We start from the raw sequence: 25,755 nt of genomic DNA, 5'->3' as shown, positions 1-25,755 counted from the left end.
CAGGTGACCAGCAGTTCCGCCGGAGCGCAACGCCTGCGCGACCTCGCGCGGATGCGCCGCGTCCGCGACCGGATCGACCGGGAGTACGCGCAGCCCCTGGACGTCGAGGCGCTCGCCCGGGGCGTGCACATGTCGGCAGGGCACCTCAGCCGGGAGTTCCGGCTGGCCTACGGCGAGTCACCGTACAGTTACCTGATGACGCGGCGCATCGAGCGCGCGATGGCGTTGCTGCGCCGTGGCGACCTCAGCGTCACCGAGGTCTGTTTCACGGTCGGCTGCTCGTCGCTCGGCACCTTCAGCACGCGTTTCACCGAGCTGGTCGGCATGCCGCCCAGCGCCTACCGGCTGCACGAGGCGCGCGCGACGGCCGGGATCCCGTCCTGTGTGGCCAAGCAGGTGACCAAACCCATCAGGAATCGAGAAGCGCTGCCCGCCGGGCCACAACTAGCCTGACCATTATGAACACCGCGATTCACCCAGGCTTCCACCCGCACGACGACCCGTGACGCGTCCCTGACCTTCTTCGATCTTCTCCGGCTTCGAGGCCCGCGACACCTCGGCTTCGAGGTCGCCGACGACGCCGGCCACGGCGGGACGCGCCGGATCACGGCCGTCCCCGCCGATCAGCCCGGCACATCACGGCCGCCCCCCGACCGCCCCGGCACGACCATCGTCCTGGAGCCACCGGCCGCCGACCCGACGTGACGGGACATGACCGACGTCCCCCCAGACTCGACGTCTCCCAGACTCGACATCACCGACAACGCGCCCCCCACCGTCACCAAGCTGACGGCCACCGATATTTCCGGGCTTTCCGCCCATTCACCCCCGATTCACACCCGACAATCACCGGGTCCCCGCGACCCGACGACCTCAGGAGCGATCATGACCGACTCTTCCACCCAGGGGATCAAGACCGTGCTGCACCCCGTGTCCGATCTGGCGAAGGCCAAGGCGGTGTACGCCGCCCTGCTCGGCGTGGCGCCGCAGGCCGACTCGTCCTACTACGTCGGCTTCGATGCCGCCGGCCAGCACATCGGGCTGGTACCGGGCGGTGGACCGCAGGGCGCGACCTCGCCGGTGGCCTACTGGCACGTACCGGACATCGAGGCGAAGCTGGCCGAGGTGACCGCAGCGGGTGCCGTCGTCAAGGAGGCCGCGCACGACGTGGGCGGTGGCCGCCTGGTGGCGACCTTCACCGACCCCGACGGCAACGTCCTCGGCCTGCTCCAGGACAGCTGACCCGACCGGCCGGGAACCTGGCCGCCGGCCGACACGTTCGGCCGGGGGCCGGGCCGGCTCGGCGGGCCGGCGGGCTCCACGGGCCGGAGCGGCTCCACAGCAGCAGGCTCCACGGGCCGGAGCGGCGCGGATACCTTGGTTCCGGCGCCGAGCGCGCGACTAACGGATGGAGACACGATGAGCAAGGCCACGAGGACGGACACGCCGTCACCCGCGCCCCACGGTGCCGACAGCCATGATCTGATCCGCGTGCAGGGCGCGCGTGTGAACAACCTCAAGGACGTGAGCGTCGAGATCCCGAAGCGCCGGCTGACGGTGTTCACCGGCGTCTCCGGCTCCGGCAAGAGCTCGCTGGTGTTCGGCACGATCGCCGCGGAGTCCCAGCGGATGATCAACGAGACTTACAGCACCTTCGTCCAGGGCTTCATGCCGACGCTGGCGCGGCCCGACGTCGACGTCCTCGAAGGGCTGACGACCGCGATCATCGTCGACCAGGAGCGGATGGGGTCCGACCCCCGTTCCACGGTCGGCACCGCCACCGACGCCAACGCGATGCTGCGGATCGTCTTCAGCCGGCTCGGGAAGCCGCACATCGGCTCCGCGCAGGCGTACTCCTTCAACATCGCCTCGGTCCGGGCGACCGGTGCGATCACGGTGGACCGCGGTAACCGCAAGACCGACCGGGTGAGTTTCAGCCGTATCGGCGGCATGTGCCCGCGCTGCGAGGGCCGGGGCTCGGTCACCGACTTCGACCTGACCGCGTTCTACGACGACAGCAAGTCGCTCAACGAGGGCGCGCTCACGATCCCCGGTTACAGCATGGACGGCTGGTACGGCCGCATCTTCAGCGGCTGCGGCTTCTTCGACCCGGACAAGCCGCTCAGCAAGTACACCAAAAGGGAGCTCGACGACCTGCTCCACAAGGAGCCGACCAAGATCAAGGTCGACGGCATCAACCTCACCTACGAAGGGCTGATCCCGCGGGTCCAGAAGTCCTTCCTCGCCAAGGACGTCGAGGCGATGCAGCCGCACATCCGCGCGTTCGTGGAGCGGGCGGTGACGTTCAGCGTCTGTCCCGAGTGCGACGGCACCCGGCTCAGCGAGGCGGCCAGATCCTCCAAGATCAAGGGCATCAGCATCGCCGACGCGTGCTCGATGCAGATCAGCGACCTGGCCCTCTGGGTCCGCGACCTCGACGAGCCGTCGGTGGCACCGCTGCTCGCCAAGCTGGCGCACGCCCTCGACTCGTTCGTGGAGATCGGGCTCGGCTACCTCTCGCTCGACCGGCCCGCGGGCACGCTGTCGGGCGGCGAGGCGCAGCGCGTCAAGATGATCCGCCACCTCGGCTCCTCGCTGACCGACGTCACCTACGTCTTCGACGAGCCCACCATCGGCCTGCACCCGCATGACATCCAGCGGATGAACGACCTGCTGCTGCGGCTGCGGGACAAGGGCAACACGGTGATCGTCGTGGAGCACAAGCCGATGACGATCGCGATCGCCGACCACATCGTCGACCTCGGCCCCGGCGCGGGCAAGGCGGGCGGCACCGTCTGCTTCGAGGGCTCCGTCGAGGGGCTAAGGACCAGCGGCACCGTCACGGGCCGCCACTTCGACGACCGGGCCAGGCTCAAGGAGGAGGTGCGCAAGCCCACCGGCACGCTGGAGATCCGCGGCGCGACCGCGCACAACCTGGCCGACGTCGATGTGGACATCCCGCTCGGGGTGCTCGTCGTCGTCACCGGCGTCGCCGGTTCCGGCAAGAGCTCGCTCGTGCACGGGTCGATTCCCGGCGGCGCGGGTGTGGTGTCGATCGACCAGGGCGCGATCCGCGGCTCGCGACGCAGCAACCCGGCGACGTACACCGGACTGCTCGACCCGATCCGCAAGGCGTTCGCGAAGGCCAACGGCGTGAAGCCGGCGCTGTTCAGCGCCAACTCCGAGGGCGCCTGCCCCAACTGCAACGGCGCCGGGGTCATCTACACCGACCTGGCGATGATGGCCGGCGTCGCCACGACCTGCGAGGAGTGCGAGGGGAAGCGGTTCCAGGCGTCGGTGCTGGACCACCACCTCGGCGGCCGCGACATCAGCGAGGTGCTCGCGATGTCGGTGACCGAGGCCCAGGGGTTCTTCGGCGACGGCGAGGGGCGCACACCGGCCGCGCACGCCATCCTCAACCGGCTCGTGGACGTCGGGCTCGGGTACCTCAGCCTCGGCCAGCCGCTCCCCACGCTGTCCGGCGGCGAGCGGCAGCGGCTCAAGCTGGCCACCCACCTGGGCGACAAGGGCGGCGTCTACGTCCTCGACGAGCCGACCAGCGGCCTGCACCTCGCCGACGTCGAACAGCTGCTCGGCCTGCTCGACCGGCTCGTGGACTCCGGCAAGTCGGTCATCGTCGTCGAGCACCACCAGGCCGTGATGGCGCACGCCGACTGGATCATCGACCTCGGCCCCGGCGCCGGCCACGACGGCGGCCGCATCGTCTTCGAAGGCACCCCCGCCGACATCGTCGCCACCCGCCCCACCCTCACCGGCGAGCACCTCGCCACCTACGTCGGCGCCTGACCGACCCCCTCACGGACACCCCGAGCCGACCGCGGCGAGGGGTGTTCCGTGCTTCCCCGACAGGTGACCAAACCCATCAGGAATCGAGAAGCGCCGCTCACTGAGCCGGAACTAGCGTGAACGCCATGAACATCACCATTCATTACGCCTTCCTCCCGCACGACGACCCGGACGCGGCGCTGGGCTTCTATCGCGACATTCTCGGCTTCGAGGTCCGCAACGACGTCGGATACGGCGGGATGCGCTGGATCACGGTCGGCCCTCCCGACCAGCCAGGCACGTCCATCGTCCTGGAGCCCCCTGCCGCCGACACCGGTGTCACCGACGAAGAGCGCCGCGTCATCACCGAGATGATGGCCAAGGGCAGCTACGCCCGCGTCGCCCTGGCCACCACCGACCTCGACGCCACCTTCGCCCGCCTGGAGGCAGGCGGCGCCGAGATCGTCCAGGAACCCACCGACCAGCCCTACGGCGTCCGCGACTGCGCCGTCCGCGACCCCTCCGGCAACCTGATCCGCATCAACGAAGTCCGCTGACCCCGACCACCACAGCCCCGGCCGGCGTAGACGTCACCTCGCGCTTCCCGACAACGCGCCTGGCTTGATCGGCACGCGACAGTCGGGGAGCTCGAGGGGCGGAGCCCTTCGATCAGGGGCGGAGCCCCGCTAGAGATACTGCCCGAGCCGAAGGCGAGGCCCGACGCCCTGACAGGAGCCCCGCTGGTGACACTGCCCGAGCCGAAGGCGAGGGCCGATGGGTCAGGAGCCTATTTTTTTGCCTTGTTTGTGCCAGGCTACGGCTACTGAGGGGCGGGGCTGGCTGGTGCCGCCGTCGGGCCAGTGGCTGACGGGGTTGTCGGGGGTGGCGCCGGTGATCTCGCCCGGGTGCTGGACGGCGACGAAGACGCTGAGCTGGTCCTTGACGACCAGCGGGCCGCAGGTCTCGGCCCCCCGGGGCACCGTAAGGAACTGCCGGACGTGTCCACGTTCGGGCCCGCCGACCGGCATGGCGAACAGGCCGTCGTTGGAGCCCAGGGCGTTCCCGTCGGTGGCGATCCACAGGTTGCCGTCGGCGTCGAAGGTGACGTTGTCGGGGCAGGAGATCGGGGACACCTTGGTCTTGTCGTACCCCCCGTAGTACGTCGAGGGGTCCGCCGGGTCGCCGCAGACGAGCGGGAGCGCCCAGGTGAACGACGTCGCTCCGGAGTCGTCCCTGCGTTCGACGATCTCCAGGATCTGACCGTGCTTGTTGGCGGGCCGGGGGTTGGCCTCGTCGATGTTCGCGGCGGTCCTGTTGGAGTTGTTGGTGAGCGCGGCGTACACGGCCCCGGTGACCGGGTTGCGCTCGATGTCCTCCGGGCGGTCCATCTTGGTCGCGCCGGCCTTGTCGGCGGCGAAGCGGGTGTACACGAGGACCTCGTCGGCGGTCATGCCGGCGACGTGGGACTTGTCGCCGCTCACCAGGGGGAGCCAGGTGCCGGTGCCGTCGAAGGCGCCGTCGGACGGCAGCCTGCCGGTGCCGTCGATCTCGGCCGCCGGGCTGTCGCCGGTGAACTTGGCCACGTACAGCGTGCCCTCGTCCAGCAGGTTCCGGTTGTGCCGGTCGAAGCCGGGGATGTACCGATCTTTGGAGACGAACTTGTAGATGTACTCGAACCGGGTGTCGTCCCCCATGTAGACGGCGACGCGGCCGTCCTTGGTGAGCGAGGTGGTCGCGCCCTCGTGGGCGAACCGGCCGAGGGCGGTGCGTTTGACGGGGGTGGAGTCGGGGTCGAACGGGTCGATCTCGACGATCCAGCCGAACCGGTTGAGCTCCTGGGGGTGCTTGGCGAGGTCGAACCGCTCCTCGACCCGGTCGAAGCGCCGGTTGCCCGCGGGGATCGCGACGGTGGTGCTGACCCCGTATCGCACGAGGTACGGCTTCTGCGCCTCGGGGACGCCGGTGCCGCCGACGAAGTACTGGTTCCAGTTCTCCTCGCCGGTCAGGACGGTCTTCCACGGCGTCGTGCCGCCGGCGCAGTTGTTGAGCATGCCGAGGACGGTGGTGCCGCGCGGGTCGGCCGAGGTCTTGAGCAGCGCCGATCCGGCGGCGGGCCCGGAGATCCGCATGCGCGTGTGCGCGGTGATCCGCCGGTTGTAGCGGCGCCGGCCGCTCGTGACGAGTTTCCACTGGCCGGTGCGGCCCACGCGCTCGATCTCGACGATCGACCCGCCGTGCGCGGCGAGACCGACCTTGATCTGCTCCAGGGGGGCGTTGTCGCCGCCGGTCCAGCCCCGGAACATCAGGTCTTCATTGGTGTACTCGTGATTCACCCACAGCAGCCCGCGCGCGGAGCCCGTGGGGAAGAAGGTGACGAAGTCGCAGTTGTAGCCGAACTGCCCGGCCTGCGCCTCGCCCGTCTGGTGGTCGAAGTCGAAGGCGGGCGCACCGGGCACCACCGGATCGCCCCAGCGGGCCACGACCGCCGTGGCGTAGCCGTCGGCCACGACCAGGGCGTCCTGCGTGTTCGGCGCCACGGGGGTGAACTTCGGCGCCTTGCGCAGTTCCCTGACGCTTCCCGCCTCCTGGCCGGTCGCGGAGGCGGTGGCCGGCACGGCGGCCACGGCCCCTCCCACGCCGACGGTCGCCACGAGCGTGCCCAGGGCACCCGCCCTGAGCGCGCCGCGCCGCGACACAGTGCTCGCGGCGATGTCGTTGAAGTAGGTGTTGCCGCTGGTGTTGGGGATCTCGTGCGAGCAGGCGTCGCCACACCGGAACCGGCATGTCATCGGATCCCGGCCACCTCCACGGGGTGCGGAGAGCAGCGGCAGCATCCTGCGCGGCGACGGCTTCGTCACAGTTCCTCCAAGATCGTACGGTGATGTCCTCGGTGGGACCGTACGGCCGCAATCACAGCACGATGCGCGCGTGCCTGACCACCAGATCGACCTTTTCGCGGCGATGACGGCAAGATAGGGACGTGCCCGTTCGCAAGATCGATGTGGAGAGAATCCGCGCCGCGCTGGACACCCAGCTCGCTGACCTGGGAGAGCACCCCTATGACGGCCCGGCGGCCGGCATCCCCGGCGCCGCGGTGGCGGTCGTGCTCCGAATCTACGGCGAAGGGCTCCGTCCCGAGCGGGACATCGCGCGGTTCGCGGTGCGGCACCTCCTCGACCGGCTCGCCGAGGACGCGCCCGGGCGGACGGTGGAGGTCCGGGTCCCGCCGTACGCCGCCGTGCAGTGCGTGGCGGGCCCCCGGCACACGCGCGGCACCCCGCCCAACGTGGTCGAGACCGATCCCCGCACCTGGCTGGAGCTGGCCACCGGCCTTGTGACCTGGGACGACGCCATGGACGCCGGAAAGATCAGCGCCAGCGGCGGCCGTGCCGACCTCTCCGAGTACCTGCCCCTGACGGACTGACGCCGCGGGCGCGAGACCCGCGAGGGCACCGGCGCGCGGCCGGGCCGTCATGGGACCCGGGTCTGGACGTTCACCCCGAGTTTCCGCTCCACGCACTGCTGCGCCTCGCCCTGCGTCGGCAGGGTGAAACACTCGCGGAAGTTGCTGAAGAACCAGGTGAAACCGACGATCGCGAGGATGATCGTGAGGACGCTGAGGGTGATCCCGGTGATCGCGCGGCCCTTTCCGGACTTCTTGACCAGCGCCATCAGCCCCACGACGATCCCGGCGACGGCCGTCAGCGCCCCGACACCGCAGACGAGCAGCAGGAACACGCTGACGATGCCGAGGACCAGCGCCGCCGTCCCGAGCCCGCCCGACGGCCGTGGGGAGCCGGGAGGCCGCTGCCCGTACGGCGGCTGCCCGTACGGAGGCGCCCCGCCATAGGGCGGCTGCCCGTACGGCGGTTGCCCATACGGGGGCTGACCGTACGGAGGCTGAGCGGCGGGAGGCTGCCCGGCGGGAGGCTGCGCGGCGGGCGGGTGCGCTCCGGGCGGGTACTCGCTCGGGGACGCTCCCGCGGAGACGTCGCCGGCCGGGTCGTGCGCGTGCCGGCCGTGCGGATCGTCATCCCGGGAAGGGTCGTTCGGATCACCAGGTATGGTCACGCTCTGCTCTTTCGGCCGGTAAAGGGAATCGGCGGGAACCCACTCTCCTCCGGGAGCCCCGGGAGCGGGCGGACCGACACGGCGAACGCGAGGGATCTTTGCCCCATGACCGCCGGGGATCGCCTGGCCGGGGTCACCGGGTGCAACCCTGCCGGACCCGGATTACCAGGCAGCGAGACGCCCAACTTAGACTGAAGCACGTGCTAAAGGGCGACGGCCGGCTAGGCCATGACCTTGACCCCCGTGACCGCGCTCCGCAGGACGCCTGTGGCGTCTTCGGAGTGTGGGCGCCTGGGGAGGACGTCTCCAAACTCACCTACTACGGTTTGTACGCGTTACAGCATCGCGGGCAGGAGTCCGCGGGCATCGCGGTGAGCGAAGGCAGCAGGATCCTGGTCTACAAGGACATGGGCCTGGTGGCCCAGGTCTTCGACGAGTCGGTGCTGGGCACTCTGCGCGGCCACCTCGCGATCGGGCACTGCCGCTACTCCACGACCGGCTCCAGCGTGTGGGAGAACGCCCAGCCGACCCTCAGCTCGACCGACGGGGGCGGCCTCGCGCTGGCCCACAACGGCAACCTCATCAACACATCCGAACTCGCCCAGCGGCTGCCGGTGGGCCTGATCCGCGCGACCACCGACACCGAGGTGCTCACCTCCCTGCTCGCGCAGGACCGCACCCGGTCCATCGACGAGGCCGCCGCCGACCTGCTTCCGCAGGTCAAGGGGGCCTACTCGCTGGTGTTCATGGACGAGAAGACCTTGTACGCCGCCCGCGACCCGCAGGGCATCCGCCCGATGGTCCTCGGCCGCCTGGAACGCGGGTGGGTGGTGGCCTCCGAGACGGCGGCCCTCGACATCGTGGGCGCGGTGTTCGTCCGGGAGATCGAGCCCGGCGAGCTGCTCACGATCGACGAGCGCGGCGTGCGCTCGCGCAGGTTCGCCCTGGCCGAGCCGAAGGGCTGCCTGTTCGAGTACGTCTACCTCGCCCGTCCCGACACCACGATCGCGGGGCGCGGCGTCCAGGCCACGCGGGTCGAGGTGGGCCGCATGCTGGCCCGCGAGCACCCCGTGGAGGCCGACCTGGTCATCCCGACCCCGGAGTCCGGGACCCCGGCCGCCATCGGGTACGCCGAGGCGAGCGGCATCCCGTACGGCCAGGGCCTGGTGAAGAACTCCTACGTCGGCCGCACCTTCATCCAGCCGTCCCAGACGATCCGCCAGCTCGGCATCCGGCTCAAGCTGAACCCCCTGCGGGAGGTCATCGCGGGCAAGCGCCTGGTGGTGGTGGACGACTCGATCGTGCGCGGCAACACCCAGCGGGCGATCGTCAAGATGCTCCGCGAGGCCGGGGCCGTCGAGGTGCACGTCCGTATCTCCTCGCCGCCGGTGGCGTGGCCGTGCTTCTACGGCATCGACTTCGCCACCAAGGCCGAGCTGGTCGCGGGGTCGAGGACGGTGGAGGAGATCTGCGAGGCCATCGGCGCCGACTCGCTCGGGTACATCTCTCTGGAGGGCCTGACCGAGGCGACCACGATCCCGGCCGACCGGCTCTGCCGTGCCTGCTTCGACGGCGCCTACCCGATTCCCATCGACCGCGACAACGTCGGCAAGTTCGTCCTCGAGGCCAAGGCGTGAGCGGGGCCGGCGATCCAGTGAAGGGGGCTCCATGACCAGCTACGCCGCCGCCGGCGTCGACATCGAGGCCGGGGACCGTGCGGTCGAGCTGATGAAGTCCCGGGTGGCGCGGTCGCGGCGCCCCGAGGTGGTGGACGACGCCAGCGGCTTCGCCGGGCTGTTCGACGCCTCGGCGCTGCTGCGTTTCCGGCGTCCGCTGCTGGCCACCTCGACCGACGGGGTGGGCACCAAGGTCATGCTGGCCCAGGCGCTGGGCAAGCACGACACCATCGGCATCGACCTGGTCGGCATGGTCGTCGACGACCTGGTGGTGTGCGGGGCCGAGCCGTTGTTCATGACCGACTACATCGCCTGCGGCAAGGTGGTCCCCGAGCGGATCGCCGACATCGTGGGCGGGGTGGCGGAGGGCTGCCGCCTGGCCGGCTGCGCCCTGGTGGGCGGCGAGACGGCCGAGCATCCCGGGGCCATGGGGCCGGACGAGTACGACCTGGCGGGCGCGGGCACCGGCGTGGTCGAGGCGTCGGAGCTGCTGGGGCCCGAGCGGGTGCGTCCGGGCGACGTCGTGCTCGGGCTCGCCTCCTCCGGGGTGCACTCCAACGGGTTCTCCCTGGTCAGGCACGTCCTGCGGACGGCGGGCCTGGCGCTGGAGGCGTCCCTGCCCGAGCTGGACCGCACGCTGGGCGAGGAGCTGCTGGAGCCGACGCGGATCTACTCGCTGCCCTGCCTGGAGCTCACCCGCTCCGCCGAGGTCCACGCGTTCGCGCACATCACCGGCGGGGGGCTGGCGGCCAACCTGGCCCGCTCGCTGCCCGGCACGGCCGACGCCGTCCTCGACCGCTCGTCGTGGACGCCCCAGCCGATCTTCGAGGTCATCGCCGGGTACGGCGAGGTGCCCCGGGAGGAGATGGACCGCACGTTCAACCTCGGTGTCGGCATGTGCGCGATCGTGGCGCCGGACACCGCCGGCACCGCCATGGACACGCTGCGTGCGCACGGCCAGCACGCCTGGGTCCTCGGCGAGATCGTCCCGGGCAGCGGTCAGGCCCGCTTCACCGCCTGATCCCCTGCCGCCTCGCCCGGCCCACGGGCGAGGCGGCAGGGGTCAGCGGGAGCCACGGTGATTTGCGTCACTTTTACGGATCGCCCCGGCAAGGTCAAGGCCGGGGAAACACGACGAAGAGCTCCTTGCCAAGTGGCAAGGAGCCCTTCCAGGTGCGCGAAGGAGGCACTCGGCGAGCTTTCGCTCACCGGGTGCCCTGCCTGCGTCAACCCGAAAATCGCCTATCGGCGACGGGACCCGTCGTCCTCGTCATCGTCGTCGGAGTCGCCGGCGTAATCGGCGTACCGATCGGCCAGTTCATCATCGACGACATCGTCATCGTTCTGATTGGAGTCGTGATTGACTCCGAGCTCCTCGCGAAGACGGTCAAGATCGGTGCCGCCGCTGTTGTACTTGAGCTGGCGTGCAACCTTCACCTGCTTGGCCTTGGCTCGGCCGCGCCCCATCGGCTCGACCCCCTCATGCGGGGTCGTGCCCGACCCCTCGTCGCTAACGCACCACGCGCTGACGCCGCCTGACTTCCGGCGTCAGCTCTCGTTCGACTACAACCGTACCTGTTTTGCGCGCCGCTCGGTACGCCGTATGGGCGTCCGCAGTCAACGGCCCAGCCAAATACCCCTAAGCCGCCCGACTTCCGACATTCTGCGCTCCGCCAGCCTATCGGCAGCCGCAGCCGGCGGGACCCCTTCCTCCTCAGCGATCGAAAAGATCTTCAACGTCGTGTCGAAGATCTGCGTCGCCTTTACCCTGGCGCGGTCCATGTTGAAACCATGGATCTCGTCGGCGACCTGGATCACACCGCCGGAGTTCACTACGTAGTCGGGAGCGTAAAGGATTCCCCGCTCCGCGAGCTGCTTCTCCACGCCGGGATGGCCGAGTTGGTTGTTGGCGCCACCGCACACGATCTTCGCGCGCAGCCCGGCGACCGTGTCGTCGTCCAGCGCCCCGCCCAGGGCGCACGGGGAGTACACGTCGAGGTCGGCGGCCTTCATCGCCGCGGCGTCCGCCACCACCCCGACCTCGGGGTGCAGGGAGCGGACCCGCTCGACGGCCTGCTCGCTCACGTCGCAGACCACGACCTCGGCGCCGTCCTCCAGAAGGTGGCCCACCAGGCGGTGGCCGACCTTGCCGACGCCCTCGACGCCCACGCGCCTGCCGCGCAGGGAGGAGGTGCCGTAGGCGTACGCGGCGGCGGCCCGCATCCCCTGGAAGACGCCGTAGGCGGTCAGGATCGAGGAGTCCCCCGCGCCGCCGTTGGCCACCGTGCGGCCGGTGACGTAGCTCGACTCCCGGGCGACGATGTCCATGTCCTCGCTGTAGGTGCCCACGTCGCAGGCGGTGAAGTAGCGACCGCTGAGGGACTGGATGAAGCGGCCGTAAGCGCGCAGTAGCGCCTCGCTCTTGTCCTTGACCGGATCACCGATGATCACCGCCTTGCCGCCGCCGAGGTCCAGTCCCGCGAGGGCGTTCTTGTACGCCATCGCCCGTGAGAGGTTCAGGACGTCCGCCAGGGCCGCCTGCTCGCTCTCGTAGGGGTAGAAGCGCGTGCCGCCGAGCCCGGGGCCCAGAGCGGTGTTGTAGATCGCGATGATCGCGTGGAGGCCACTGCGGTCATCCGAGCAGAAGACGACCTGCTCGTGTCTTGCCTGTCCGATCGATGGGCCGGATTCCTTGTGGGACAGCCCGAAGACGTCGGTCACGATGGTGACTCCCGGTCGTTCTCGCCCGCCGCCTCGTCGCGGCGGATCCACGAACCACCCTATCCAGCCGCCCGCGCCCGGATCATGATCGTGAGGATCGCGACACTCCGGGCGGATACCGGGCTTTGCCGCCCGTCTCGGCCCGCTCGCTCGCTCGCGCCCGCTCGCCGCTCCGTGGCACCATTCGAGATGTGCTGCCCTACGCCGCCTATCTTCGCGTCTACGAGCCGTTGTCCGCGTTCACCGAGCGCGAGCGTGCCTTCTGGGCGACGTACGCCGATTCCAAGGACCGCCCCCGCCGGGCGTTCGCTCTCGAAGCCGAGCACTCCGAGGCCGTCCGGCGGCTGCTGGGCGTCTCCGCGATGCCGGCGCCGGGCGGGGAGAGCGCCAACGCCTACCTCCGCCGCATCGAGGACACCCTGTACGTCTGCCCGTGGCAGAGCAGGCTCCGGTCCTGGCTCGCCTTCTCGCGCTTCCGGGGGGCCACGCCCCTGAAGCTGGCCGACCGGTTCGTCCCCAGGGCCATCGCCGAGCAGACCGCCGACGACTTCGACCGTTTCAAGCAGAAGGGCAGCTCGTCGGCACTGCGCACGCACATCCGCACGAGCACGTGGCACATCCCCACCCCGTGGTTCGTGCCGTTCGACTCCGCCGAGCGCTGGCTGGTGCTCGGCCGCCAGGAGGAGTCCGCGGCCGAGCCCTCGGCCTCCACGACGACCGCGCCGGCGCGGAACCTGCTGTACGTCACCTCCATGGCACAGGCCAGGCGCAGGGTCGCGCGGGCGCTGGTGGTGATCCGCCGGCACGTGGGCGAGGTGACGACCCTCTCCGACGTGGAGGAGGTGGGCCGCTGGCTGGAGGAGTTCCACCCGCACTCGCTCGTCGAGCTCGACTACGGGGGCCTGGTCCACCTCATGGACGACGCGACACTCCAGGCGGATCAGTCCGCCGCGGAGCTCGCGGCGGCCCTCACGGGTCTGGACACGGGTCAAGAAGAACTGGCCTTCGCCATGTATCAGCGTGTGATCGTGCGCTGGAAGTCAATACAAGCTCTCGAATCGGCGAACTGAACCGCAAATCATGCACGTGACCTGCAAAAGTAGGTAACGGGAGTCACCAGCTCGCTTCTGCGAACTGAGTAGTTTGCCGTTTTCACTGCGATACCACGAAACGTGTCGCTAGAATCACCGAGCGTGACATCAACCCGTGGACAAGGCGTTGAACTTAGAGGGCTCGCCAATCGCTCTACGTGGCTGTATGGTCACATCGGGTGATACCGCATATGGTCCAGAAAAATCCGTATGAACCGGATCATTGAGGGACATCCGTGACAAGCGCCAACACAAGTCGCAGGATCGCTGTCGCCGGTCCACGGAGGAGAGGCCGCACAAATGTCAGCTCGTACACCCGAGGCCGAGCCACTGCTCACCCCGGCGGAGGTCGCCACCATGTTCCGCGTCGACCCCAAGACCGTTACTCGGTGGGCGAAGGCGGGCAAGTTGACGTCCATCCGCACCCTTGGCGGTCACCGGCGTTACCGGGAGACCGAGGTCCGTGCGCTGCTCGCGGGGATTCCGCAGCAGCGGTCGGAGTGAGGCGGGGGCCGTCACGGACCTAGGGGGGAGAACCGGCGCGCTCGCGTCACGTATGTGAGCGCGTCCACCACACACCCATGACCGAATGGCACGGAACCGGGCCACCCGGGGGTCATCGCCCCCACCGCGCGCCCGAGCGACCGTGACCGAGGCCATGGCCCGGTGAGAAGGCGCCGCCCGCCCGGCGCCACCTCACCAGGCCGCACGTGGGTGCGTCCGGGGGGAATGGATCTAGGGCCTCCGCCGCACGGAAGCCCTTATCCACCGGACGTCGCACCCACAGGCGCGAAGACCGTTCAGGACGGAGCCGGTCCGCCGGCCTCGTGTGCCGCGGGCGCCCTGCCGAGATCGGAGAGCGCCCAGCCGAGCGGGCCGTCATGGCTCGCGGCGACGCCCAGCAGGGCCACCATCTGGTCGACCAGCAGGCGTTCCAGGGCCGGGCGCTCGATGTCGCGCTTCTCCAGCCAGTCCAGTCCCGCCGTCTCCACGGTCGCGATCCAGGACCGGAGCGTGGTGCGCAGCACCGGACTCGGCTCGGTCACGCGCATCTGGTTCGTCATCATCTTGAACAGGCGCCGGCGGACGCCCTCGACGATCTCCCCCACCTCGCCCGCGCGGTTCGCGGGACCCCCGCGCAGCAACGCGGCGAACCCGGCCGCGTGGTCCTCGACGAAGTCGAAGTAGCGCGTGAGGCCGGCGGCCATCTCCTCGATGGCGGTGCCGCCGCTCACCGGCCGCAGCCGGTCCTCCAGCTCCTTGGCGGCGCTGCGCAACGCGGCGACGTAAAGTTCCTGTTTTCCACCGAAGTAGTGATACACCAGCGCCCGCGACGCGCCGGCCGCCGTGGCGACGTCGTCTATCGAGACATCCTCGGCGTCGTGCCTGCTGAACAGCTCCAGGGCCGCCGCCATCAGTTCCTCGCGCCGGCGGTCCACGCTCAGCCGCCGTCTTGCCGGACGCCCTTCGCCCGAGTCAGCGTTTTCCCGCTCACCTGGGGCCCTTGATGTCGCACCCACAATGCGCACACTATCGGAGGCGGTGCCCAATAAGACTGCCCCGATGACCATCTGCCGAGGCGCGCTAGTCAAGACACCCGTACCCTCGACGCGACTCGATCGTTTGGTCTGACAGGTGCACATCCACTCAGCGTGGGGAGAACCATGTCAGGACCGTCCATGCAGACGACCCCTCGGTACCATTCCGATCTCGGTGCCGCCGAGTCCGGGCTCGGCGACGCCCACGGGCCCCGTCCCCGGCCCACGATCCGGAACGTTGCAGAACGCGCGGGCGTCTCCAAATCGCTGGTCTCCCTGGTGCTGAGGGGGTCTCCGCACGTCAGCGAACACCGGCGCGAGGCGGTGTTACAGGCGGCCAGGGAGCTCGGCTACCGGCCGAACGCAGTCGCGCGCAGCCTCGTCGAAGGCCGCACCCACCTGGTGGGCGCGCTCGTGGCCGATCTCCACAACCCCTTCTACGCCGAGTTCCTCGACGGGTTGCAGGAGAGCCTGCACGGTGACGGGCTGCGGCTGCTGATCGGCAGCGGGCGCTGGGACCCGGCCTTCGAGGAGGAGGCGGTCGAGGCGTTCCTGGAGCTCCGGGTCGACGGCCTGGTCCTGCTCGGGGTCGCGCCCTCCAGCGAGACGCTGGCGGAGGCCGCCGCGTACACCCCGACCGTGGTCGTGGGCGAGCGGGACGTGGAGCTCGACAGCGTGGACATCGTCGTGGACGACGACCAGCTCGGCGCCCGCCTCGCGGTCGACCACCTGGTCGAGCTCGGCCACCGGCGCATCGCCCACATCGAGGGCACCCCCTCGTCGTCGGCCCGCTTCCGCTGTGAGGGCTACCTCGTCGCGATGCGCAGGCACTCGCTGGCCCCGCACATCATGGTCGAGCACGGCGACTTCACCGAGGAGGGCGGCCGGCGGGCGGCCCGCGCGCTGTTGGAACGTGACCCCCGCCCGACCGCGATCTTCGCGGCCAACGACGTCGTCGCCCTCGGCGTGCTGGTCGCGGCGAGCGAGCTGGGGCTGCGCGTGCCGGAGGACCTGTCGGTCGTGGGGTACGACAACACCCACCTGGCGGCGGTACACCACATCTCGCTGACCACGCTCGACCAGCCGAGGCGGGCGATGGGCAGGTCGGCGGCCGCGCTGCTGAGCGACCGCATCACCGACCCCGGCAAGATCGCCAGGCTTCGTCAGGTCACGCCCCGCCTGGTGGTGCGGCACAGCACCGGCCCGGCTCCAAGTGATCCCCAAGGCTAGGTCAACATCCACGGGATCGGCACCGTCCCCGTGTTGACTCGGAACAGGCGCCGGCCCCCCGGCGTGCCGGACCGGCCCGCGCAGGGCTGGAACGCTCGCTTGTCATGGGGGCAGCGGGTGGGCAGGCAGTGCCCGCCGGGCCAGGCGGCCGGTGCCCGACCGGGGGTATACATGCGTGATCCGGAACTGGTCTCCTGCGCCCAGCGCGCGGCGGCCGAGCTCGAGCGTGCGTGGGCGCACTGGCGGGCCGCCCGGGGCAAGGACGACGAGGGGTCGACCGAGTCGGTCGCCAGCTACGTCGCCCACTCCATCGACCATCCGTGGGGGCGCCCGCGCGTCGTCCTCGGCCTGGACGCCGAGGACGCGAGGGAGCTGGCCGCCCTCCTCCAGCGGCAGGACCTCGGGGAGCCGGCCTGGTAGCAGCCTCTTTAGGCGGAATTACCCGCCCTCGCCCGGATTTCGCATAGCGGCCGGTCCATCGCGCGGTTACGCGTAGGTTGGAACCAGAGAGGTCGTCTGCGAAGGGAACATCGTGACCGGTCGGGCTCTGACCGTAACCTTCCTGGCCCTGTGCGGGCTGGGCGTCTCGGCGTGCGGCGCCGCCGCCGGCACGCAGGCCGCCGGCACCGCCCCCGCCTCGGAGCTGAGGACCGCCTCGGCGCGGGCCTCGTCCTCCCCCGCCCGGGCCGCGACGGCCGGCGCGACGCCCGCCAAGCCCCTGGCCGGGAAGGTCATCGTGATCGACCCCGGGCACAACGGCGGCAACTACCGCCACCCCGAGGTGGTCAACAAGAAGGTGAACGTCCTCACCGAGTGGAAGCCCTGCGACACGACGGGCACCGCCACCAACGACGGCTACTCCGAGGCCGCGTTCACCTGGGACGTCGCCAACCGCATGGTCAAACTGCTGAGGGCCAAGGGCGCCACGGTCAAGCTCACCCGCACCAGCAACACCGGCGTCGGCCCGTGCATCACCCAGCGGGCGGCCATCGGCAACAAGGCCCACGCGAACGCCGCCCTCTCGATCCACGCCGACGGGGCCGCCGCCTCGGCACGGGGCTTCCACGTGATCATGCCGAAGAAGATCAACGGACCGGTCGACCCCGTGGTGGGCGCCTCCAAGAAGCTCGGCCTCGCGCTGCGCGAGGCGTACAGGTCCGGCACCGGCATCCCGTACTCCACCTACATCGGCAAGGACGCCCTCGACTACCGCAGCGACCTCGGCGGGCTCAACCTGTCGACGGTGCCGAAGGTCTTCATCGAGACCGGCAACATGCGCAACGCCACCGACGCGGCCAAGCTCAAGGACCCCCGGTTCCGGCAGCGCGTCGCGGTGTCCCTGACCGAGGGCCTGCAGAAGTACCTGACCTGACCGGCCGGGCCTGATGCCGGGCGGGACCGCCCGGCCCGGTTCGGGAGCGGCCGTTTGGCATGATCTGGTGCCATGACCGATCTGATCCCGAGCCCCAGGACCCTCGACGTCACGCCGGGCTCGTTCGAGTTCACGCCCCGCGGCACGGTGTCCGGCCCCGCCGATCTGGTGGACCCGGTACGCGTGGCACTGGCCGTACTCGACCTGGATCGGGACGGTATGGCCCGTGCGGGGGCTGAGACGGCACCAGAAGCGCCTGTCAGCGTGGAACGGGACAGGAACCTCGGACCCGAGGCCTACGCGGTGTCGGTGACCCCTGAGGCCGTGCGGATCGCGGCCGGGGGCCCGGCGGGCGCGTTGTACGCCGGCCAGACGCTCCGCCAGCTCCTGCCGGCCGCCGCCTTCCGCGCCTCGGCCCTGCCCGGTGTCCGGTGGTCGATCCCGTGCGGGCGCGTCGAGGACGCGCCGAGGTACGCCTGGCGCGGCGCCCACCTCGACGTCTCCCGGCACTTCATGCCCAAGCGCGAAGTGCTGCGCCTGGTCGACCTGCTGGCCGCGCACAAGCTGAACCGCCTCCACCTGCACCTCGCCGACGACCAGGGCTGGCGCGTGGAGAGCCGGGCGTACCCGCTGCTGCACGAGGTGGGCTCCCACCGGGCGCGCACCACCACCGCGCGCTCGCGGGGGGAGACCTCCTTCGACGACAGCCCGCACGGCGGCCACTACTCGCTGGACGACCTGACGGAGATCGCCGCCTACGCTCGCGCGAGGGCCGTGACCGTCGTGCCGGAGATCGACGTCCCCGGGCACGCGTCCGCGATCCTCGCGGCGTACCCGCGGTTCGGCGCCGACCCGGCCGAGCGGCACGAGGTGCTGGACCGCTGGGGCATCTCACCGGCGATCCTGGCCCCGCTCCCCGCCACGATCGCGTTCCTGGAGACCGTGTTCGCCGAGGTCACCGAGGCGCTCGGCGCCACGCCGTACTTCCACATCGGCGGCGACGAGTGCGTGCTCGACGCCTGGGCCGCCTCGCCCGTGATCGACGGGCACCGGCGTGCGCTCGGGCTGGCCACCCCCGGTGACCTGCACGCCTGGTTCCTGCGCCGGCTCGCCGACACGCTGGCCGCCCAGGGCTCGCGCGCGGTGGTCTGGGACGAGGCCTTCGTGAGCGGGATGCTCCGCGAGGACACGATCGTCATGCCCTGGCGGGGCGTGGAGGTCGGGCGGCGGGCGGCGGCGGCCGGTCACGACATCGTGGCGACCCCGGTGTTCCCGCTGTACTTCGACTACGCCGAGGCCGCGTCGGCCGAGGAGCCGCTGGCCATCGGCGACGCGGTCACCATCGAGGACGTGGCGGCGTTCGAGCCCGCGCCTGCGTCCTGGTCGCCCGAAGAGGCGGGGCGGGTGCTGGGCGCCCAGTTCCAGCTCTGGACCGAGCGCATCCCCGACGGCCGCGCCCTCGACTACCGGGCCTGGCCGCGCGGGTGCGCCGCGGCGCAGGTCGCGTGGTCGGGCGGCGCCGGCGGGTTCCACGCGGCACTGCCGGCGCACCTCGCCCGGCTGGACGCCTTCGGGGTGGAGTACCGGCCGCCCGCGGGCCCGCTGCCGTGGCAGCGCGGGGGCACGGGCGCCCGCGGCCACCGCCCGGGAGCGGTCCCGGTGAGCAGGGTGATGCGCCGCCTGGAGGAGATGACCCACGAGGCCGACTCCACCCGGCCCAGCCTGGGCTGAGCCGTCACACCGGGGACGAGCCGGATGCCGAGGGCACGAAAAGCCGTCACACCGATGGCGGGCGGCTAGGCGACCTGGTAGCCGGCCTCCTCGATCGCGGCGCGGATGGCCGCGTCGTCCAGGGGGGCGGTGCCGGTGACCTCGACCCGGCCGCTGCCCAGGTCGACCTGGACGCCGCTGACGCCCGGCACCTCGCCCACCTCCTCCTTGACGGAGCTGACGCAGTGGCCGCAGGTCATTCCGGTGACGGTGTAGGTGCTGATGGTCATTGGTCCCCTCCTGGCCGATGTACCTAGCCAGGGTATGGTACTTCGCCATCTGTCAGGTGACGCGACCCACCATTTCGGCGACCGACGAGTAGCCGTGGCGGCGCAGCCTGCGTGACAGCCCCCGGTTGATCCGCCACGCCCACAGCGGGCCCTCGTAGATCATCCCGGTGTAGCCCTGGACGAGCGTCGCGCCCGCCAGCAGCCGTTCCCACACGTCGTCGAGGTCCTCGACGCCGCCGACCGAGACCAGGGCCAGCCGATCGCCCACCCGGGCGCGCAGCCTCCGCAGCACCTCCAGCGAGCGGGACTTCAGCGGCCGGCCGGACAGCCCGCCCGCCTCCGCGGCACCGGCGGACTCGGCCTTCGACAGGCCTTCCCTGCCGATGGTGGTGTTGGTGGCGATGACGCCCGCGAGGCCGAGCTCGACCGCGAGGTCCGCCACGGCGTCGATGGCCGGGTCCGCCAGGTCGGGCGCGATCTTGACGAGCAGCGGCGTGCGTCCCGCCGCCCGCCGCACCTCGGTCAGCAGCGGCCTGAGCAGCTCGGCCGCCTGGAGGTCACGCAGGCCGGGGGTGTTCGGGGAGCTGACGTTCACCACGAGGTAGTCCGCGAACGGGGCGAGCCGCGCCGCGGCCGACGCGTAGTCGCGCGCCGCCAGCTCCTCGGGGATGACCTTGGTCTTGCCGATGTTGACGCCGACGACGACGGGCAGGCTCCTCGGCCGGGCCAGGCGCCGGACCATCCGCTGGGCGCCGAGGTTGTTGAAGCCCATGCGGTTGACGATCGCCCGGTCGGTGACCAGCCGGAACAGCCTCGGCTTGGGATTGCCCGGCTGGGCGTGGGCGGTGACCGTGCCGACCTCGACGTGGCCGAAGCCGAACGCCGCGAGGGCCTCCACGCAGGCGGCGTCCTTGTCGAAGCCCGCCGCGAGCCCGAAGGGGCTCGGGAAGTGGACGCCGAAGGCGTGGACGCGGAGCGCCTCGTCGCGGGGCGCGAGGCTCCGGTAGAGGCCGCGCTTGACGACGGGGACGACGGAGAGGACCCGGAGCGCGCGGAGGGTCAGGTGGTGCACCGTCTCGGCGTCGTACCGCCGGAGCACCTGCGCGAAGAGCAGTCGATACATCACCGCTCAGAGTAGCCCGCGCCGGCCGGGGTTCGTTTCGGGGTCCGGGCGGGGCGGCCCGAGACGGACGAGCCGCCAGTCCTGCGGCGGGACCCCGTCCCCCTCCTCGTGGCTGATCCGGAGTTCCCGGTCGAGGTCCAGCAGCCGGAGGAGGCGCACGACCCGCTCGGAGGGCCGGACGAGCGTGAGCGTGCCGCCGCGCCCGCTCACGCGCCCGTCCAGCCACCTCAGCGTGCGGGCGCCCGAGCAGTCGAGGAACGTGACACCGGCCAGGTCGAGTTTCACGTGAATCGGCCGGGGCGTGGCCAGGAGCACCGGGAGGCGGCGGCGCACCTCGGCGGCGCCGCCGAGGTCGAGATCGCCGTGCAGGGTCACCCTGAGCGCCGCGCCCGGCCGGGGGTCGCGTGACGTCATCATGATGCCGCTCAGGCGGGGGGCGCCTGTTCGCCCAGGATCTCCGCGGCCAGGTCGGCGACGCGGCGGCGGCTGTCCCTGGCCCGTTTGCGCAGGCCGGTGAACGCCTGGGCCGCGGTCAGGTCGTGCTTGCCCATGAGGTAGCCGATGGCCCGCTCGATGACGATGCGGTAGTCGAGCGCGTACTGGAGCTGGTCGGCCAGCGCGCTCTTCTCCTCGGCCTTCACCGCCGCGGCGAGCACTTCCTCGATGACGTGCGCGTAGGCGAGGAGCGCCTGGGTGTCGGACTCCTCCCAGTCGTGCGGCTCGGCCTGGTAGACGTTCAGCGTGCCGACCGGCCCGCCGCCCAGCCGCACGGGGACCCCGGCCACCGCCCGCACGCTCGGGTGCAGCAACTCGGCGAGGTCGGGCCACCGCTCGTCGGTCTGGACGTCGCGGGTGGTCACCGCGTCGTTGTTGAAGAACGCCGACACGCACGGCCCGCGTCCCACGGCCGCCTGGGCGTGCTCGAGGCTGCGCCCGGCCTCGTCGGTCGTCACGAGGTACCGCAGGGCCTTGCCCTCGTCGGCGAACATCAGGCCGGCTCCGGCGTAGCCGAACAGCCGGTCCACGACCCGGACGATGCGTTCCAGGTGGTGGACGACTCCGGTCGCCTCAGAGGCCTTCTGCAGGCCCCTCAGGCTCGCGACCAAGGCCTCCGGATCTATACGTGTCATTTCCATCCTCTTGAAAACCTCACCCCTGCGCCGGAACGGTCATGGAGAGGCATGCGCTTTCGCCTGACATCTGCCCGAAATCGGGCACAACAGTCCGCTGTTCACGGACGCCGGGGAGCGACAACCTGAACGACCCGGACCGGTGGCCGATCAGGGAAGCGAAATCAGGGACGCCGAACACGCCGTCGTGGGGACGGAAGGGTTCGACGAGCGCGGCCGATGTGCGAAGCCACAGCGCGCTTGACATGGTCAACGCCCGTGCCAATGGCGGTGCCACCTCCATTTGAGGAAGCTCCGCGGACACAGGGCGGAATGATCTGCGACAAAGCGTAGTGCGGCACGATGACTCTGGCCAAGTGGTTGGCACACCCGGTCGTTAGAATCAGCGTGTCGGACGGCCCCGGCCCGTCCGCCAGGGCCGCCGCGGTCCCGCCCGCGCGGTGTGGCGCGGGGGGCACAGGGCCCTGGGCGGGCGATCAGGTTCGCTCCGCGACTACATGATGCAGTTTGATGCCTGCGGTCCCGCTGGGGTGCGGCTCCGCCGACATGATTAGATCATACGTTCGATGAACGTGTGACGTGCCCAGTCTACGGCCCAGCGCCCCATACGCCGAACCAGGCCGTCCCACGCCTCCGCGATCGGCGGGATCGGTCCATCGGACCACCCCATGCGCCGGCCCATCCCTGCGTGATGATTTGCTTCATTAGCGGCATTTATGAGCGGCAAGCCTTTTGCCCGTTCTGGGTCTTTTATGCCCAGAAAGTCGCACAAATAGGTAAATGGTATGGAGGGAGTGCGGTGGCCCGGCCGTGCCGGGGTGCCGGACCACCTCCCCGGGGAAAGGAACGAATCGGTGACCGACACATCCGCGGTGGCGAGCCCGGTCGACTTCGAGAAGTACGGCGACTACGGGCTGAAGTCCGCCCCGGCGGCGGAAGGCGCCTTCGTCCGGCCGCCGTACAGCTTCAGGGGGCGGATCACCGCCGACGGCTCCAGCGGCCACGGCGCCGAGCCGGGCCGGTACCACCTGTACGTGTCGGCGGCCTGCCCCTGGGCGCACCGGTCCATCATCGTCAGGGCGCTGAAGAAGCTGGAGGACGTCGTCTCGCTGTCCTTCGTTGACCCGATACGCGACGGCCGGGGCTGGGCGTTCCGCGAGGGCCCCGGGCACACCGCCGATCCCGTCAACGGGTTCACGCTGCTCCGGGAGGCCTACGAGGCCAGTGACCCCGGCTACGAGGGCCACGTCTCGGTGCCGGTGCTCTGGGACCGGGAGAACGGGCACATCGTCAGCAACAACTTCCCCGACATCACGATCGACCTGAGCACCCAGTTCGAGAAGTGGGCCGACACCGGCGTCGACCTGTACCCCGAGGACCTGAGGACGGAGATCGACGCGCTCAACGAGCGGATCTACACCTCGGTCAACAACGGGGTCTACCGGTGCGGGTTCGCCACCGGCCAGGAGGCCTACGACGAGGCCGTCACCGAGCTCTTCGCGACGCTGGACGACCTGGAGGCGCGCCTGGCCACGCGACGGTACCTCCTGGGCGACCGGCTCACCGAGGCCGACGTACGGCTGTGGGTGACGCTGGCCCGGTTCGACGCGGTCTACGTCACCCATTTCAAGGCGAATGTGCGGCGCCTGGTCGACTATCCCCACCTGTGGGGATACGCCCGGGACCTGTACCAGCGCCCCGCGTTCGGGGGGACGACGAACTTCGACCACATCAAGCGGCACTACTACGGCACCCACCCGCAGATCGACCCGAACCGGATCGTGCCCGCCGGGCCGTCGACCGACTGGGACGCCCCCCACGACCGGGGAGGACCCGCCTGACATCCCGCTCACCTGGAGCCCTCAGGCACCAGGCCGGCCTCCCGTGACCCGGGCGATCCCGCGCGGTGGGGGGCGCCCGGCCACCAGAAGCGATCGCCGAGCAGCGTGACCAGAGCGGGGACCAGGACGCTGCGCACCAGAAGGGTGTCGAGCAGCACCCCGAAGCCGACGATGACGCCGATCTGGGTGAGCGTGATGAGCGGCAGCACCCCGAGCACGGCGAACACCGCCGCCAGCAGGATCCCGGCGCTGGTGATCACTCCCCCGGTGACCGCCAGCGCCGCGACCACGCCCTGCCGGGTGCCGGCGCGCGGCGTCTCCTCCCTCGCCCGCGTGATCAGGAAGATGTTGTAGTCCACCCCGAGCGCCACCAGGAACAGGAAGCTCAGCAGCGGGACGCTGAGGTCCAGGGCCGGGAAGCCGAAGAAGTGGGTGAACGCGAACCACCCCGCGCCGAAGCTCGCCGCGAAGCTGGCCACGACGGTGAGCACCAGCGTGACGGCCGCGACGACCGACCGGAGCAGCAGGAGCAGGACCAGGAGCACCACGGCCAGCACGAGCGGGATGATCAGCTTCTGGTCGCGGACGGCGGCGTCCCGTTCGTCCAGGTCGGCGGCGGCGGGACCGCCCACGACCGCCGAGGCGCCCGGCACGGCGTGCACGGCCGCGCGCAGGTCCCTGATGGCGGCGAACTCGGCGTCGCTTCCCGGCTCCGCCTTCAGCACCACGTCGGCCCGGGTGTACTCGGGCGTCCGCTCGGTGACGGTGACGCGCGGGTTCCCCGGGATCGCGGACGCGGCGGCGCGCACGGCCTCGGCGGCGGAGGTGCGCGCGATCACCACCAGGGGCTGCGCGCTCCCGGGCGGGAAGGCGCGGCTCAGCGTCTCCTGGCCGGTGATGGCCTCCACCCGGTCGCGGAACCGCTCGGTCTGCGACAGCCCGCTCCGCACCCCGCCGATCCCGAGGGCCAGGACGGCGAGCACGGCGAGGCTGACGGCGGTCATGACGGCGGGGCGCCGCGACACGGCGGCGCCGATCCGGGACCACGGCCCGGTGCGGGTGGGGTCGGCCTGGCCGACCTTCGGGGCGAAGGGCCAGAAAAGGCCCCGGCCGAAGAGCACCATCGCGGCCGGGAGGACGAGCAGCGCGAACGCCACGGCGGTGACGATGCCGATGGCGCCGGCCATGCCGATGGCGCGGTTGAACGGCGAGGCCGCGAAGGCCAGCGTCCCCAGCGCGAGGGTCACCGTGGCGGAGCTCGCCAGGATCGCGGGCGCCGCCGAGCGGACCGCCCCGGTCATCGCCACGTGGCGGTCGCCGTGCAGGCGGAGCTGCTCGCGGTAGCGGGCGATGAGCAGCAGGGCGTAGTTCGTGCCCGCGCCGAAGACCAGCACCGAGGTGATGCCCAAGGTGGAGTCGTCCACGGTCAGGCCGGTGGTGCGGGTGAGCACGGCGACGATCTCGCCGGCGACCCGGTCGGCGACCCCGATGACGGTCAGGGGAACCAGCCACAGCCAGGGGCTGCGGTAGGTCAGGAGCAGGAGCAGGGCGACCACCCCGGCCGTGACGGCGAGCAGGGTGATGTCGGCGCCCTTGAAGACCGCGGCGAGGTCGACCTTGAAGCCGGCGCCGCCGGTCACCTCGACCCGGGCGCCGGCGGGCAGGCCCTGGCGGCCCTCGGCCCTGATCCGGCCGACCACCTCGGTCAGCTCCGCGTTGGAGAGCGAGCCGTCGAGCGGCACGGTCACCAGCGCCACGTCCCCGTCCGGCCCGAACCTGGGCGGGGGCAGTCGGCGGCCTTCGGCCAGGGCGGCGAGCCGGCCGGCGTCGCCGGTGATCGCGGCCCGGTCCTGACCGGTGAGCCCGCCGGCCCGGCTGTAGACGACCAGGGCGGGCAGGAGCTGCCCGCTCGGGAGGCGCTGCTGCAGCCGGATGGCGGTGGCCGACTCGGCGCCCTTCGGGAGCGCGGCGGCCGGATCGGCGCTGACCTCAGAAGCGCCGCCGAACCCGAGCGCGAGGCCGGAGAGGATCACGGCGACCGTGATCGTGACCCACTTGGCGTACGCGCCCCACGGCGCCCACCCAATATGCTCTGGTCGTGTCATAGCGACTCTTTCTGCCATGGAATAGTTTTATGGCGGAAAGAGTAGGGTGCGTCCGCGCCCGGGGCAAACAC

The 25,755-nt window shown here is 71.0% G+C and carries 25 protein-coding genes; 14 read left to right on the top strand and 11 right to left on the bottom strand.

The features are described 5' to 3' along the window. Nucleotides 1-51 precede the first annotated feature (51 nt). The 4 genes from NYZ98_RS24090 (at nt 52) to NYZ98_RS24075 (ending at nt 4,343) form a co-directional block, all read left to right on the top strand. Nucleotides 52-453, top strand: a complete 402-nt coding sequence (locus NYZ98_RS24090) for a helix-turn-helix transcriptional regulator (protein ID WP_262845276.1) — start codon at nt 52-54, stop codon at nt 451-453. Nucleotides 454-885: 432 nt separating this feature from the next. Beyond that, nucleotides 886-1,242: a VOC family protein gene (locus NYZ98_RS24085; RefSeq protein ID WP_262845257.1), complete on the top strand. Its 357-nt coding sequence runs from the start codon at nt 886-888 to the stop codon at nt 1,240-1,242. A 177-nt stretch (nt 1,243-1,419) separates the two neighbouring features. Continuing rightward, the gene (locus NYZ98_RS24080; RefSeq protein WP_262845256.1) at nt 1,420-3,807 is read left to right on the top strand and encodes an excinuclease ABC subunit UvrA; all 2,388 of its coding nucleotides are present in this window, start codon (nt 1,420-1,422) and stop codon (nt 3,805-3,807) included. 125 nt (nt 3,808-3,932) lie between these two features. Next, complete coding sequence (locus NYZ98_RS24075; RefSeq protein ID WP_262845254.1) at nt 3,933-4,343, top strand: VOC family protein; 411 nt, start codon at nt 3,933-3,935, stop codon at nt 4,341-4,343. 222 nt (nt 4,344-4,565) lie between these two features. On the opposite strand, the gene NYZ98_RS24070 is transcribed toward NYZ98_RS24075, so the two are convergent. Next, nucleotides 4,566-6,644 carry a PhoX family protein gene (locus NYZ98_RS24070; protein WP_380708083.1) on the bottom strand — a complete coding sequence of 693 codons (2,079 nt, stop codon included), beginning with the start codon at nt 6,642-6,644 and terminating at the stop codon, nt 4,566-4,568. A 122-nt stretch (nt 6,645-6,766) separates the two neighbouring features. On the opposite strand from NYZ98_RS24070, the gene NYZ98_RS24065 reads away from it, so the two are divergent. Next, nucleotides 6,767-7,210 carry a sterol carrier family protein gene (locus NYZ98_RS24065; protein ID WP_262845252.1) on the top strand — a complete coding sequence of 148 codons (444 nt, stop codon included), beginning with the start codon at nt 6,767-6,769 and terminating at the stop codon, nt 7,208-7,210. A gap of 47 nt (nt 7,211-7,257) precedes the next feature. Here the strand turns inward: NYZ98_RS24065 and NYZ98_RS24060 are convergent, their stop codons facing one another. Beyond that, the gene (locus NYZ98_RS24060) at nt 7,258-7,857 is read right to left on the bottom strand and encodes a DUF4190 domain-containing protein (protein ID WP_262845251.1); all 600 of its coding nucleotides are present in this window, start codon (nt 7,855-7,857) and stop codon (nt 7,258-7,260) included. A 200-nt stretch (nt 7,858-8,057) separates the two neighbouring features. Between NYZ98_RS24060 and purF the strand changes: the two genes are divergently transcribed. Then, complete coding sequence (gene purF, locus NYZ98_RS24055) at nt 8,058-9,494, top strand: amidophosphoribosyltransferase (RefSeq protein ID WP_262845250.1); 1,437 nt, start codon at nt 8,058-8,060, stop codon at nt 9,492-9,494. A 31-nt stretch (nt 9,495-9,525) separates the two neighbouring features. Further along, nucleotides 9,526-10,554 (top strand): phosphoribosylformylglycinamidine cyclo-ligase, encoded by a 1,029-nt coding sequence (purM, locus tag NYZ98_RS24050; RefSeq protein ID WP_262845249.1) that lies wholly within the window; start codon nt 9,526-9,528, stop codon nt 10,552-10,554. 221 nt (nt 10,555-10,775) lie between these two features. On the opposite strand, the gene NYZ98_RS24045 is transcribed toward purM, so the two are convergent. Together NYZ98_RS24045 and NYZ98_RS24040 are read right to left on the bottom strand one after the other, a co-directional pair. After that, on the bottom strand, nt 10,776-11,000 hold the full coding sequence (locus NYZ98_RS24045; RefSeq protein ID WP_262845247.1) for a DUF3073 domain-containing protein: 225 nt from the start codon (nt 10,998-11,000) through the stop codon (nt 10,776-10,778). Nucleotides 11,001-11,150: 150 nt separating this feature from the next. Beyond that, nucleotides 11,151-12,254, bottom strand: a complete 1,104-nt coding sequence (locus tag NYZ98_RS24040; RefSeq protein WP_262845246.1) for a Leu/Phe/Val dehydrogenase — start codon at nt 12,252-12,254, stop codon at nt 11,151-11,153. Nucleotides 12,255-12,445: 191 nt separating this feature from the next. Between NYZ98_RS24040 and NYZ98_RS24035 the strand changes: the two genes are divergently transcribed. Both NYZ98_RS24035 and bldC read left to right on the top strand, forming a co-directional pair. Beyond that, nucleotides 12,446-13,324 (top strand): hypothetical protein, encoded by an 879-nt coding sequence (locus NYZ98_RS24035; RefSeq protein WP_262845244.1) that lies wholly within the window; start codon nt 12,446-12,448, stop codon nt 13,322-13,324. 321 nt (nt 13,325-13,645) lie between these two features. After that, complete coding sequence (gene bldC / locus NYZ98_RS24030) at nt 13,646-13,849, top strand: developmental transcriptional regulator BldC (RefSeq protein ID WP_013133571.1); 204 nt, start codon at nt 13,646-13,648, stop codon at nt 13,847-13,849. A 296-nt stretch (nt 13,850-14,145) separates the two neighbouring features. On the opposite strand, the gene NYZ98_RS24025 is transcribed toward bldC, so the two are convergent. Further along, nucleotides 14,146-14,784: a TetR/AcrR family transcriptional regulator gene (locus tag NYZ98_RS24025; RefSeq protein ID WP_262845242.1), complete on the bottom strand. Its 639-nt coding sequence runs from the start codon at nt 14,782-14,784 to the stop codon at nt 14,146-14,148. Nucleotides 14,785-15,024: 240 nt separating this feature from the next. On the opposite strand from NYZ98_RS24025, the gene NYZ98_RS24020 reads away from it, so the two are divergent. From NYZ98_RS24020 to NYZ98_RS24005, 4 genes are all read left to right on the top strand, one after another. Continuing rightward, complete coding sequence (locus NYZ98_RS24020) at nt 15,025-16,113, top strand: LacI family DNA-binding transcriptional regulator (protein ID WP_380708088.1); 1,089 nt, start codon at nt 15,025-15,027, stop codon at nt 16,111-16,113. Between the two features lie 171 nt (nt 16,114-16,284). Beyond that, complete coding sequence (locus NYZ98_RS24015) at nt 16,285-16,533, top strand: hypothetical protein (RefSeq protein WP_262845240.1); 249 nt, start codon at nt 16,285-16,287, stop codon at nt 16,531-16,533. A gap of 112 nt (nt 16,534-16,645) precedes the next feature. Next, complete coding sequence (locus NYZ98_RS24010; protein WP_262845239.1) at nt 16,646-17,485, top strand: N-acetylmuramoyl-L-alanine amidase; 840 nt, start codon at nt 16,646-16,648, stop codon at nt 17,483-17,485. 72 nt (nt 17,486-17,557) lie between these two features. Next, nucleotides 17,558-19,216, top strand: coding sequence for a beta-N-acetylhexosaminidase (locus NYZ98_RS24005; RefSeq protein WP_262845238.1), 1,659 nt, complete (start codon nt 17,558-17,560; stop codon nt 19,214-19,216). 65 nt (nt 19,217-19,281) lie between these two features. Here the strand turns inward: NYZ98_RS24005 and NYZ98_RS24000 are convergent, their stop codons facing one another. The 5 genes from NYZ98_RS24000 to NYZ98_RS23980 are packed head-to-tail and all read right to left on the bottom strand — an operon-like array spanning nt 19,282 to nt 22,021. Continuing rightward, complete coding sequence (locus NYZ98_RS24000) at nt 19,282-19,485, bottom strand: heavy-metal-associated domain-containing protein (RefSeq protein ID WP_262845236.1); 204 nt, start codon at nt 19,483-19,485, stop codon at nt 19,282-19,284. A gap of 52 nt (nt 19,486-19,537) precedes the next feature. Beyond that, nucleotides 19,538-20,608 carry a quinone-dependent dihydroorotate dehydrogenase gene (locus NYZ98_RS23995; protein WP_262845235.1) on the bottom strand — a complete coding sequence of 357 codons (1,071 nt, stop codon included), beginning with the start codon at nt 20,606-20,608 and terminating at the stop codon, nt 19,538-19,540. A 6-nt stretch (nt 20,609-20,614) separates the two neighbouring features. Beyond that, a complete protein-coding gene (locus NYZ98_RS23990; protein WP_262845233.1) occupies nt 20,615-21,025 on the bottom strand; it encodes an STAS domain-containing protein in 411 nt (136 codons plus the stop codon). 8 nt (nt 21,026-21,033) lie between these two features. Beyond that, nucleotides 21,034-21,738, bottom strand: a complete 705-nt coding sequence (locus tag NYZ98_RS23985) for a GAF and ANTAR domain-containing protein (RefSeq protein ID WP_262845232.1) — start codon at nt 21,736-21,738, stop codon at nt 21,034-21,036. A 19-nt stretch (nt 21,739-21,757) separates the two neighbouring features. Continuing rightward, complete coding sequence (locus NYZ98_RS23980) at nt 21,758-22,021, bottom strand: hypothetical protein (protein WP_262845230.1); 264 nt, start codon at nt 22,019-22,021, stop codon at nt 21,758-21,760. Nucleotides 22,022-22,592: 571 nt separating this feature from the next. On the opposite strand from NYZ98_RS23980, the gene NYZ98_RS23975 reads away from it, so the two are divergent. Next, a complete protein-coding gene (locus tag NYZ98_RS23975) occupies nt 22,593-23,579 on the top strand; it encodes a glutathione S-transferase family protein (RefSeq protein ID WP_262845229.1) in 987 nt (328 codons plus the stop codon). A gap of 8 nt (nt 23,580-23,587) precedes the next feature. On the opposite strand, the gene NYZ98_RS23970 is transcribed toward NYZ98_RS23975, so the two are convergent. After that, on the bottom strand, nt 23,588-25,684 hold the full coding sequence (locus NYZ98_RS23970; RefSeq protein ID WP_262845227.1) for an MMPL family transporter: 2,097 nt from the start codon (nt 25,682-25,684) through the stop codon (nt 23,588-23,590). Between the last annotated feature and the right edge of the window lie 71 nt (nt 25,685-25,755).

It is taken from the genome of Sphaerisporangium corydalis, assembly GCF_025506355.1.
In the GTDB taxonomy this organism is placed as follows: domain Bacteria; phylum Actinomycetota; class Actinomycetes; order Streptosporangiales; family Streptosporangiaceae; genus Sphaerisporangium; species Sphaerisporangium corydalis.
Note: the sequence above shows the minus strand (reverse complement) of the source record. Positions and strands in the feature narration are given on the sequence as shown.